Below are 11,784 nucleotides of genomic sequence, written 5' to 3' on the forward strand. Positions count from 1 at the left end.
CATCAGCGGCCGATGTACCCGTGCCGCCACAGCCAGCCAAGCGCGGCCAGCCCGGCCACCCCCACCAGCATCAACGGCAGGCCAAAGCGGTGCCGCCACGGGATCGGTACCCCGCCCAGCTGCTGGTCCATGGACTCGGTATCCAGCACCCAGCCGTGCTCGCACCGGGTGCAGGCCAGTTCGTAGCGGCGCTGGTAGGTGAAGCCAAACAGCAGGTCGATGCGCGCCATCTTGTAGCGCAGCTGCGGGGCGAACTCGGTTTCCGTCTGGCAGCGCAGGCAGTGATGCGCTTCGGTGGGGCCGACGATCACCACCCGTTCCTGTTGGCCGATCAGGATCATGGCTCAGTGGCCCTGGCAGGCGGGCTGGGCCAGCAGCCACGCTTGGGCGGCAGCCACGGTGGCGGCCTCCCCCTCCGCGCGCTGGTCGGGCTCGATCTTCAAGCCATCACCACGATCATTGCGGTCCCGCATCACGCTGGTGGTCAGCAGCAGGCGACTGCCATCGGCAAGCGTGTGCACGACATTGCCGGTGGAGACACCTGCGGTTGGCTGGCCGAAACTCCGCGCCTGCGGGCGGCCACGCCACGCCAGCACCGAGGCCTCGCCCGAACTGCCGGTGCGGGGCCCGAACAGCACCGCCACCGGCGCGCCAGGCTGCCGCAGCACATAACCGGACTGGCCGAAATCCAGCAATGGCTTGCCTGCCAGCTGCACAGCGGTCGCCGTCAACGTCCAGCGCTGCGGCCCGTGCGCGGTTTCGAACGAGCCGACGTCCTCGTTGTTCACCACCGAGGTGCGCAGCAGCGGGGCCATGCCCAGCAGCATCGGCCACATGGCGCCACCGCCGTTGTCCCGCAGGTCGACGATCCAGCCACAGCGCGCGCCGTCGTCCTTGCTGCGGATGACCTGCTGCCAGCGCGCGGCACGCTGGATGTCCTGACGGAACTTTTCCTGCGGCGTCGCGCCGGGCGTGGAGGCGTAGCCCTCGATGACCACCCAGCCGATGCGCGCATCCACCGCATCAGCGGCCTTGGCCCGGTCCACGGCGGCGGCGCCGGCCTGCTGCGCACGTGCAAGGGATTCGCGCTGGCGCTGGGGCGTGGTCCATGCACCATGGTGGCCGGTGCTGAGCGCAATGGCTTCGCGCAGAACGGCCAGCCGTCGCACGGGGTCGCCCTGCACCGATTGCAGGCGTACGCGGGTGGCAGGCCAGTCCACCCGGTCGCGATACAGCGCCTGGCGTTCAAGCAGGTTGAGGATCTCGGCCTGGGCCTCCGGCGAGGGTACCTCGACCGCGCCTGGCGTATCGGCCATGGCGCCGGTCGCCAGCAACACGAACATCAGCGCGCCGATGCGACGCACTCCCTTGCGAACCTGCATGCGACGCTTCCTTGTCGTTGAATCAGGACCGCAGCATAACCGGGGCATGATCGCTTGCGCCACGCGCGAACTGTCGTATCTGACCCTGCCGCGACCTGCAGCAAAGCAGGCGCCAGGCGATCACAACATTGCAACTTTGCCCATGTCATCGCGGCATACAACGCGCCAAGGTGGCCCCGTCGGCGCTTCCTGCGCTGGCCGGGATTGGCGTCCTGAATGAAGCTTTTCACGAGCGGGCTTGCAACGTCGTTGCCGGCCCGAACAATGCACCGTCCGTCGTTCTGCGGCGGGCGGTGCGTGGGGATCCCCGGATCCGCCGGCGTCATTCCTCGTGAAGAGCTTCACCGGCACGCCAACCCGCACCGCCCGCCACCTTGCATCCCGCAGGTGGCCTTGCCCTGTGAGGTTGCCGCCATGAACACGTCCTTCCCCACCTATCCACGCCTGCAGGCACTGCTCGGCGCAGCCTTACCCGGCCTGCAGCTGTCCACTACCGCCGCCGAAGCATTGGAAGATGCGCTCGCCGAAGTCCACGAACAGGCGCCGCCATCGGCATTCTTCGCGCGGTTGCGTGGTATCGCGCACAACCACGCGGCCGATGGGCAGCCGTGGCGCGAGCGGCAACTCAGCGAGGCGCGTGGTCGGGAACTGGCCGAGGCCACGCGCTGTCTGGCGGCGTTGTCTGCGTGTGGTGCTGTGTTGCTGGCCGCACAGTCGGCACGCGAGATGGATGATGCGGCGACGCAGTGCCCGCCGCAGGTGGAGGAAGGGTTGCTGCACGCGGTGGTGGCGCTGGCCGATCATGCGGGTGGATTGGTGGCGCCGGGTGCAGGCGCGGGAGCGTGACGTCGTTGGATTCGTGTCGACCAAGGTCGACACCTACCAGAGCGGATCGTGGGCCGTGACGGGATGAGTGCCGACCCAGGTCGGCACCTACCCAGGCCTGCGCTTGTCACCAATCCGCGCGCAGGCCGATGTTGCCTTCGATGATGCGGCGCTTCTCGTTGCGGTCGCCGCCCAGTTCGCGTGTGTAATCGGCCACGGCATAGGCGCTGATGGTCCGGTTGAAGCGCCCGACCACACCCACGCCGGCTTCCAGTGCGCGCGAGCGCTGCGAATTGACGATCACGTTATCGTCGAAGCCGATGCGATCCTCGCCGGAACGGCCATGCCAGTAATTGAGCTTGAAATACGGCTGCCAGCCGTTGTCGGCCAACTGGTAATCGCCGGCCAGGCGCAGTCCGACACGGCCCGTCCAGGCATTGTCGTTGTCGAAACGCACGCTCGACACCTCATCGCGGCGGTCGTCCAGCGCGGTGCGCTGCCAGATCACCTGCACCTGCGGTTCCAGCCACCAAGCGGACTGACCGAAGTGCAGCAGCGGCTTGCCGGCTTCCACCGATACGCTGGTGCCATCGCCCTTGATGCCGAAGCCAAGCCCGCGCGAGGAACGTACGCGGCCGTCGTAGCGGCTCTGCATCGCCACGGCGTCGATATAGCCGCCGCTGCTGTCGGTGAACGTCCAGTACAGGCCCACGTGCTTGTCGTCCAGCCGGTTCTGGCCCACCTGCACGTTCTCCCAGCCCAGTGCCAGGCCGGTGGTCTTGCCCTGCGCGCGGGTGCGGCCGACGAATACACCGATCTGGTTGCGATGATTGTCAGACGCTGCGGCCCACACATCCAGACCGGCCTGCAGGCCCATCACATCGCCATCGAAGCCCGGCTGCGCATCACCCTTCCAGTGGATCTCGCTGCTCTGCCCCACCAACCGGCCCCAGGCAGTGCGGAATGCGCCCTGGTTGTACAGCAGGCGCTGCTCGCCCTGCCGTTCGTGGAACGTGCCGAGGCTGGCCAGCGAGGTCTCGCGCAGCAGCGGCGGCACCACGGCGTAGGTGGCGGTCTCCACGCGGTACAGCGGCACCACTGCGCCCTCGGCGGGGCGTGCACCCGGCGTCGGCGGCGCACCGGTACCGGGCAATGCACCACCGGCCACCGGCACGTCCGGCACCGCCGGATCGCTGGGCGGTGCCACCGGCGCCGGTTCCGGTGGCGGCGGTGGCGGCGCGGTCTCGCCCGCGGTCAGGTCCGGATCGGTAGCGCCTTCGGGCGGCGGTGGCGGCGCCGGGGTGATCGGCGGTGGCGGCGCCACCGGCGGCGTCAGTGGCGGTGGCGTGGCACTGCCGCCGCCATTGGGTGCCGGCGTCGGCCCGGTCACCAGCGTCGAGCGCAGGTACCAGTTTTCGCTGGTACCGGCACTGACACCGCCCTTGAACAGGAAGTACTCGTAGGCACCGGCCGCGACCGGTGCGAACAGCGAGAACGCGCCCGGCGCGGTACGGCCACCATTCAAGGTCCGCACCACCAGGATGCCATCGGCCAGCGTGGCCGCGCCGCTGCCGCCGGCATTGAGCACGCCGATGCCGGTGGTACCGGTGGCAGTACCGCCATCAACCACCAGGCGGTCGCTGGTGGAATTGTCCGCGCCCAGCACGGTGCGCAGGTACAGGCCACCACCGTCACCGCGATAGTTGCCGCGCACGGTGAACACATCCCCGGCGCCGGCACCGGTCAGGTCGATGCGTCCGGCATTGACCATCTCCACCAGTGCACCACTGTTGAACGGGCGGATGGCATGCCCCCCACTGCCCGCGTAGACGGTACTGGTGTCATCCACCGTGAGCGTGCCGGTGCCGGTGCCGCTGTCGCCCAGCACCAGATCACCATCGAAGCTCAGCTCGGTGCTGTTGGCCAGGCGGATCGTCTCCCAGTTCTGGAAACGCCCTACGCCCGCGGTCTTGACGTTGCTCAGGTTGAGCTGGTCGATGCCACTGCCACCATCGAACAGCGGTATCGCACCGAGGTTGCCCTGGTTGAGGTTGCTGAGGTTGGCCACGTCATTGTCCGGGCCCATGTCGATCGCGCCGTAGACGATGCCGCCGCCATTCCAGTTGAAGGTGTCGTTGCCGGTACTGAGCAGCACCTGGCCACGCACGGTGCCGTCGGTGATGGTCACGCTGTCATTGCCGCCGCTGACGCTGATGTTGCCACCGATGTAGGCCGTACCCGAGATGATGATGGTGTCGGTATCGAAGCCGGTCACCACGTTGCCGTCCACGGTGCCGCCGGACTGGTCCCACAGGTTCTTGTCCAGCTTCATGTTGACGCGGCCGATGCGGCCACCGGTCATCCACGCCTGGTCGCCATCCTCGAACGCGCCGATGATGCGGCCACCGCTCATGCGGAACGTATCGATGTTGTCGCCCTGCTGCAGCGCGCCGATCGTGCCGCCACTCATGACGAAATCGTCGCGGCCACTGCCCTGCGCCACCACACCGGTGACGGTGCCGCCAGTGACGGTCATCTGGTCATCGCCGCTGCCCTGGTCGACGCTGTCGATGGTGCCATTGCTCAGCAGCAGCACATCATTGCCCTCCCCCTGCAGGACACCGCCGGTGATGCTGCCGGCCTGCATTTCCAGGCGATCGTTGCCCGCATCGAACTGTACGCCGGTGCGCCCGCTGATCGTTCCGCTGTTGACCAGCACGCTGTCGCCGGCGCCAACGAACTGCAGGGCCGTGTTGTTGCCGGTGCTGATGCTGCCGGTATTTTCGACGCGGCTGCCACCGCCAAGCTGGACCGCCACGCCACCCACCGAACTGATCGCGCCGAGGTTGGACAGCAGGTGCCCGCCGGCCCCGACCAGCGAAATCGCGCTGCCACCACTGCTCTGTTGCAGTTGTGCCGTGCTGGCGACATTGACGGTGATGCCGGCCGCACCAGTGGCAGCGACGGGGACGGTCTGCGGATTCGGCGCGTTGGCATCGCAGGTGACCGTCTGGCCTGCGGTCGGGGTGGCATTGTCACAGCCGGCCCAGGCGACACTGGCGGTCAGCAGCATGACGGACGGGACAGCTAGGGCCTGCCACACGGAAACAGTGAGGCGGCGCGGGCGGAAAGCGCGCGGGACGGCACGGGACATACAGCACTCCTGGACAGGGGATCAGGAACTGCGGGGATGCGGTACTGCGAAGGCAGTCTGCCGTGTGGTGAATGGTTTCGATAGGTGAAATTGAGTGCCAGTTATCACAGTTCAGATGCGAACTTGATCGGGCATCACCTCGACTCTACGTGGCTGAAACCGTTCATCAAGGCGGCGATCGCAAGCCCGCGGAGAGCATCCACGCATGGCGTGGATCTACTGACCATTCCGCCTCCATCGCGTTCGCCCCTCGCCCGGTAGATCCACCCCATTCACCGATGAAACACATCGCACAGTAGATCCACGCCATGCGTGGATGAGACCGCCGACACACCGGGTTGATCCACCCCATGCACCGAGGAAACACAGCACACAGTAGATCCACGCCATGCGTGGATGAGGTGCCCTCCCGGGAAGGGTCAGACCCCCTTCCTGCGGAAAGGGATCCGACTCCGTGCCGTCAGATCTTCAGATAGATCTTCCGCCGGTCCAGCCACCACGCCACGCCCCACCACAGCGCGACGAACACCAGCGCCTGCAGCATCGACGCCAGCTCAAGCGCCTGCGGCATCGCGTTGGCCAGCTGCTGCCAGATCCAGCCCCAGGCGCCGGTCGCCATCAGCACCACCGACATCACCGATGCCCCCAGGTACGCGGTGATCGCGTTGACACCGAAGCGCCGGCCCAGCGCCGGCCAGCTCTTCTGGTCGATCAGCACGTGACCCAGCCACAGCGCCAGCGCGGCCAGGCCGCCGGTCCACAGCACATAGCTGGGCGTCCACAGCTGCTTGTTCAGCGGCAGCACCGTAGCCAGCAGCAGGCCCAGCACGCCGGTCGCCACGCCCAGCCCGGCCAATGCCGCCGAACGCCCATTGCGCAGCAGGCCTCCGGCAAGCAGGCCAAGCACCGTGCTGGCCAGCGCGCCCAGCGTGCTCAGCAATCCTTCCGGGTCATGTCCGAGCCCGGTATCGGCATGCCACTGGTAGATCCACGGTGCGAACAGCGTGGTATCCAGGCGGCTGGCCGGATTGGTCCACGGCGCCAGATCGCCGACGCCCAGCAGCAGCACGGTATACCCCACCAGCAGACTGACCAGTACGGCCGCCTGTGCGCGCGGACGGGCATACACGGCCAACACCCCCACCAGCGCCGCACATACCGCGATTCGCTGCAGCACGCCCCAGATGCGGAAGTGATGGGTATGCAGTGCCCACCAGATCAACAGGTGCAGTAACACACCCGCTAGCAGGATGCGCAGCGCGCGCTCCAGCACGCCACGCGCCAGCGCTGGACGTGCAGCGGCATCCAGCGCGCGCGGTGCCACGCTGAAGGCCATCGACACGCCTACCAGGAACAGGAAGAACGGGAACACCAGGTCGGTGGGCGTGCAGCCATGCCATTCCGAATGGCGCAGCGGTGCGAACACCGCACTCCAGTCACCCGGGTTGTTGACCAGCAGCATCGCCGCCACGGTGATGCCGCGCAGGGCATCGACCGAGCCCAGGCGGCGCGGCGGCATACTTCCCTTCAAGGGATCGGCCATCAGGCGGCCTCGTACTGTCCGGCAATCCAGGTGCCACGCACCTGCAGGGCGTCATCCAGCAGGACCAGGTCGGCCTGGTAGCCCTCGGCGATGTGGCCGAGGCGGTCGTCGACGTTGAGGAACTGCGCCGGATAGGTCGAGGCCATGCGCGCCGCTTCGGCCAGCGGTTGGCCCAGCAGCTGCACGGTATTGCGCACGGCGGTGGCCATGTCCAGTGCAGAACCGGCCAGCGAACCGGCGGCATTGCGCACCACGCCATCGATGGCGGTGATGGTTTCGCCATACAGCACGTAGCTGGGATCATCCGCACCGACCGGCGGCATTGCATCGGTCACCAGCAGCAGGCGGCCGCGCGGCTTGGCCGCCAGCGCCACGCGCAGGCTGGCCGGATGCACATGCACGCCATCGACGATGATGCCGATCCAGCTGTCGCGGTCTTCCAGCGCAGCGCCCACCGCGCCGGGCTCACGGCCCTGCAGCGGCGACATCGCGTTGTACAGGTGGGTGAAGCCGCGCACGCCGGCATCCAGACCCTCGCGGATCTCCTCGTAGGTGCCTGCCGTGTGGCCGGCGGCAACGATCACGCCGCGCTCGACCAGCGCACGGATCGTCTCCAGCGGCACCCGCTCAGGCGCCAGCGTCAGCAGGGTCACGCCGTTGTCGAGCGATGCGGCCAGTGCGATCTCCTCTTCGTCGGGCACGCGGAACTTGCTGGCATCGTGCGTGCCCTTGCGCGCCGGCGCGATGTACGGGCCTTCCAGATGGATGCCGATCACGCCCGGCACCCCCTGCGCGATCGCCTCGCGCATCGCACCGATCGCCTCGCGCATCACGCCCACGTCATCGCTGATCAGCGTGGGCAGCATCGCGGTGGTGCCGAAGCGACGATGCGCCTGCGCGATGGTACGCAGTGCCGCCACGTCCGGCGTGTTGTTGAACAGCGCACCGCCGCCACCGTTGACCTGCACATCAATGAAACCGGGCAGCAGCCAGCCCCCGCCCAGGTCCACCTGCTCGGCGGCCTGGCCCAGCTGCGGTGCAGCGTCAGGCAGCAGCGCGCTGATGCGGCCATCCTCGATCACGACCGCCAGATCGTCGCGGAACTCATCGCCGGCGAGAATGCGGGCGTTGCGCAGCACCGTTGCCATCACACCGTCTCCGTAACCTTGTTCAGGTGCGGCGGCAGATCCGGGTTGAAGCCACGACGCAGCGCCAACGCGTTGATCGCGCGATAGAAGCTCTGCACGGTCAGCAGCGGTGCGCACAGCGGGTGCGGCGCGGCGGCCACCGGCAGGTTGCCACCGGCACCGGCCATCCACACCTGCGCGCCACGTGCAGTGAACTCATCGACCACCGCGCGGGTACCGGCTCCGGTCTCATCCGGCTGAGCGAAGGCCAGCACCGGGAAGCCACGACCGACCAGCGCCATCGGGCCGTGCTTGACCTCGGCCGAGCTGTAGGCTTCGGCGTGCAGGCTGCAGGTTTCCTTGAACTTCAGCGCCGCTTCCTGCGCCGCGCCCAGGCCCAGGCCACGGCCGAGCACGAACAGGTTGGTGGCATCGACCAGGCCTTCGGTCACCACGCTCCAGTCGCACTGCCAGGCCTCGCGCATCGCATCCGGCAACAGATCCAGCGCGGCGCGCAGGCTGCTGTCCTGCTTCCAGTACGCGGCCAGCTGCAGCAATGCCGCCAACGAGGCCAAGTAGCTCTTGGTGGCCGCCACGCTCTTTTCGGCACCGGCATGCAGCGGAATGACCGTGTCGGCCAGCTGCGCCAGCGGCGAATCCTCGACGTTGACCAGCGCGATCACGCGCGCACCGGCGGCCTTGGCAGCTTCCGCGTTGCGCAGCAGGTCCGGGCTCTTGCCCGACTGCGAAATGACGATGAACAGCGCACCGCGCAACTGCAGCGGCGCAGCATAGACCGACCCCACCGACGGCGAAGCCGATGCGACCACCAGGCCCAGCTGGGTTTCCAGCAGGTATTTGCCATAGGTGGCGGCATGGTCGGAGCTGCCGCGTGCGCAGGTGACCACGAACGGCGGCGGCGCGGCGCGCAGGCTGGCGGCCAGGGTTTCCATGGTGGCGTGGTTGCGCGAGAACTGGCGCGCGACCACGTCGGCCGCTTCAGCGGCTTCGGCGAACATCAGGGTGGACGTGGGGTCTGACAGCGACATGGCGGGCTCAGGCAGGATCGGAAGGAAGGGGGCGTGCGCCGGCCGGGCGCATCGGCGCGGTCGAACCGCGCACCACCAGCTGCGGCACGAAGCCCTGGTTGTGCAGCGGTGCCGGCGCATCGTCGTAGGCGTCGCTGCGCAGCTGCGCGATCAGCAGGCGCGCGGCATGGCGGGCGATGTCCTCGGTGGCCTGCTTGGCGGTGGTCAGCGGCGGCCACGACTGGCGCGAGAACGGACTGTCCTCGAAACCGGCGATGGACAGGTCGTACGGCACGTTCATGCCGGCCGACTTCGCGGCGGCCAGCACACCGGCGGCGATTTCGTCGTTGGAACCGAAGATGGCGGTGGGCGGCTCGCGCAGCGCCAGCAGGCGGCGCGCGCCGCGGAAACCATCGTCGAAGGTGTAGTCGCCCTGCACCACCAGATGCTTGTCCACGGTCATGCCGTAGTCCTTCAGCGCGGCTTCGTAACCGGCATAGCGCTCGCCCGAGGAACGGTGCGAGATGCCGCCCCAGAGGAAGCCGATGCGCTGGTGACCCAGCTGGATCAGGTGCTCGGTGATCTCGTAGGCGGCCTCGCGGTCGTCGACGAATACGCAGGCACCGTCGGCCGGGTCTTCGGTGGCGGCGATGATGCGCACCAGCTTGATGCCACGCGCGGTCAACGCCTGTATCAGGTCGCGGCGCTCGGACATCGGCGCGGTCAGCACCAGTCCGGCCAGGCGCGAACGCTGCACCCAGTCGGCCAGTTCATCGGCCAGCAGCGGCGAGCTGGAATCGCAGGGATGGATCTGCAGGCCGAAGCCGGTCTCGCGGCAGGCGGCCAGCACGCCGTTCTGCACGCCGATGATGTGGTACGGGTTCGGGTTGTCGTAGACCAGCCCGATCACGAAGGTGGTGCCGCTGCGCAGGTTGCGCGCGGACGGATCGGGCTCGTAATCGAGTTCGGCGATGGCACGCAGCACCCGCGCACGGGTGGCCTGCATCACCGAGGGCTCGTTGTTGATCACCCGCGAGACCGTCTTCAGCGAGACCTTGGCCTTCTCCGCAACGTCCTTGATGGTCGCTCTGCGCATGGGTTTTCCCTGGGGTTGGCTGCCGTCCATCATCGCCGATCAGGCCTTGTCCTGCGGCAGGCCGGCGCGATGGCCGATCACCGAGTAGAACAGGATGTACAGGTAGCAGGGCACCATCAGCAGCACGAACACCAGCTGGAAGTCGATGTGCTGCTTGAGCACGGCGAACAGCTGCGGAATGATCGCGCCGCCGGCAATACCCATCACCAGCAGGGCCGAGCCGGTCTCGGTGAAGCGGCCAAGGCCGCGGATGGCCAGCGGGAAGATCGCCGGCCACATCATGGCGTTGGCGAAGCCCAGCAGGGCCACGAAGGCCACCGATACGTAGCCGTGGGTAGCCCAGGCGCCGAGGCAGAACACCACGCCCAGCACCGCCGAGAAGGTCAGGTAGCGCGACTGCGACACCACGGTGGGAATCACCAGCAGGCCGACCACGTAGCCGACCAGCATCGCGCCCAGAGTGAGCGAGGTGAACATCTTGGTCTGGTCCAGCGGCAGGTCGAAACCATGGCCGTAGGTACCGATCGCATCACCGGCCATCACCTCCACGCCCACGTAGACGAACAGGCACAGCACACCCAGCCACAGATGCGGGAACTGGAAGATGCTGCGGCGCTCGGCGGCACCGGCCGCGACCGGCGTGGCGTTGGCTTCGGACGACTTGATTTCCGGCAGCGGTGAGAACAGCACGGCCACTGCCAGCACCACCAGCAGACCCGCCATGGCCAGATACGGCGTGTGGATCTTGGCAGCGAATTCGTTCAACAACTGCGCTTTGGTGGCTTCATCCGCAGCGGCCACCGTGGCCGAGAGATCACCGATGCCATGCAGCACCACGGTGCCGATCAGCACCGGCGCCAGCATGCCGGCGATCTTGTTGCAGATGCCCATCAGCGCGATGCGGCGTGCCGCCGTCTCGATCGGGCCGAGGATGGAGATGTAGGGGTTGATCGCGGTCTGCAGCAGCGCCAGGCCGCTACCGATCACGAACAGGCCGCCGAGCGCCCCCGGATACCAGCGCTGGGTGGCGAATTCACCGAACAACGCAGCACCACCGGCCATCACCAGCAGGCTCAGGCTGAGGCCCTTCTTCATGCCGGTGCGGCGCAGGATCCACGACGCTGGCAGGGCCAGGAAGAAGTAGGACAGGTAGAACACCATCAGCACCAGGAAGGCGCCGACCTCGCTGAGTTCGAAGGCCAACTTGACGAAGGTGATCAGCGGGCCGTTGAGCCAGGTGAAGAAGCCGATCAGGAAGAACAACACGCCAACGATGGCGATGGAGGTGGCCACGTTCGGGCGCGCGCTTGCAGCGGGGACGGCGGACATCAGGAGGGCTCCTGCGGCGACGGCCGCAGAACGCGGCGTCGGAGAGTGGCTGGGAACAACGTTGTCACATTCTTTCGATGGACAACAGCGGTTTGTCAACTTCCCTGCACGCCCCCGTGAACCTCGTGCTGCACTGCGCAAGCCGATTGCCGTGCACCGCGCTGAATGCGCTGCGGGCCTTGAGCCCCGTGCTGCAACGGTTCCCATGTGAATCCAGCACTCACGCCATGTAAACGTTTACCGCATGCCGCATTCGTTGCGGCGCAGCAACGAAAGTGTCACGAACTCGTTGACATCGTT

At 67.5% G+C, this 11,784-nt stretch carries 9 protein-coding genes; 1 reads left to right on the forward strand and 8 read right to left on the reverse strand.

The features are described 5' to 3' along the window. Positions 1 to 2: 2 nt before the first annotated feature. Together ACUZUJ_RS18715 and ACUZUJ_RS18720 are read right to left on the reverse strand one after the other, a co-directional pair. Complete coding sequence (locus ACUZUJ_RS18715) at positions 3 to 341, reverse strand: hypothetical protein (RefSeq protein WP_097048883.1); 339 nt, start codon at positions 339 to 341, stop codon at positions 3 to 5. 3 nt (positions 342 to 344) lie between these two features. Then, entirely contained in the window at positions 345 to 1,382 is a 1,038-nt protein-coding gene (locus ACUZUJ_RS18720) for a S41 family peptidase (protein ID WP_458220888.1), read from the reverse strand. Positions 1,383 to 1,796: 414 nt separating this feature from the next. Between ACUZUJ_RS18720 and ACUZUJ_RS18725 the strand changes: the two genes are divergently transcribed. Further along, positions 1,797 to 2,228: a hypothetical protein gene (locus ACUZUJ_RS18725; RefSeq protein ID WP_458220887.1), complete on the forward strand. Its 432-nt coding sequence runs from the start codon at positions 1,797 to 1,799 to the stop codon at positions 2,226 to 2,228. Positions 2,229 to 2,334: 106 nt separating this feature from the next. Here ACUZUJ_RS18725 and ACUZUJ_RS18730 read toward each other — a convergent pair whose 3' ends face one another. The 6 genes from ACUZUJ_RS18730 to ACUZUJ_RS18755 all read right to left on the reverse strand — a co-directional run bounded on the left by ACUZUJ_RS18730 (position 2,335) and on the right by ACUZUJ_RS18755 (position 11,484). Beyond that, positions 2,335 to 5,361, reverse strand: coding sequence for an autotransporter family protein (locus tag ACUZUJ_RS18730; RefSeq protein ID WP_458220886.1), 3,027 nt, complete (start codon positions 5,359 to 5,361; stop codon positions 2,335 to 2,337). A gap of 460 nt (positions 5,362 to 5,821) precedes the next feature. Continuing rightward, positions 5,822 to 6,904, reverse strand: coding sequence for an acyltransferase family protein (locus ACUZUJ_RS18735; protein WP_458220885.1), 1,083 nt, complete (start codon positions 6,902 to 6,904; stop codon positions 5,822 to 5,824). Then, positions 6,904 to 8,052, reverse strand: coding sequence for an N-acetylglucosamine-6-phosphate deacetylase (gene nagA / locus ACUZUJ_RS18740; RefSeq protein ID WP_049442852.1), 1,149 nt, complete (start codon positions 8,050 to 8,052; stop codon positions 6,904 to 6,906). The genes ACUZUJ_RS18735 and nagA overlap by 1 nt, the downstream gene beginning before the upstream one ends. Next, a complete protein-coding gene (locus ACUZUJ_RS18745) occupies positions 8,052 to 9,080 on the reverse strand; it encodes an SIS domain-containing protein (RefSeq protein WP_049442851.1) in 1,029 nt (342 codons plus the stop codon). The genes nagA and ACUZUJ_RS18745 overlap by 1 nt, the downstream gene beginning before the upstream one ends. A 7-nt stretch (positions 9,081 to 9,087) precedes the next feature. Next, positions 9,088 to 10,155: a LacI family DNA-binding transcriptional regulator gene (locus ACUZUJ_RS18750; RefSeq protein ID WP_006391719.1), complete on the reverse strand. Its 1,068-nt coding sequence runs from the start codon at positions 10,153 to 10,155 to the stop codon at positions 9,088 to 9,090. Between the two features lie 39 nt (positions 10,156 to 10,194). Further along, on the reverse strand, positions 10,195 to 11,484 hold the full coding sequence (locus ACUZUJ_RS18755) for a sugar MFS transporter (protein WP_049442850.1): 1,290 nt from the start codon (positions 11,482 to 11,484) through the stop codon (positions 10,195 to 10,197). Between the last annotated feature and the right edge of the window lie 300 nt (positions 11,485 to 11,784).

The organism is Stenotrophomonas sp. S4, from assembly GCF_054187805.2.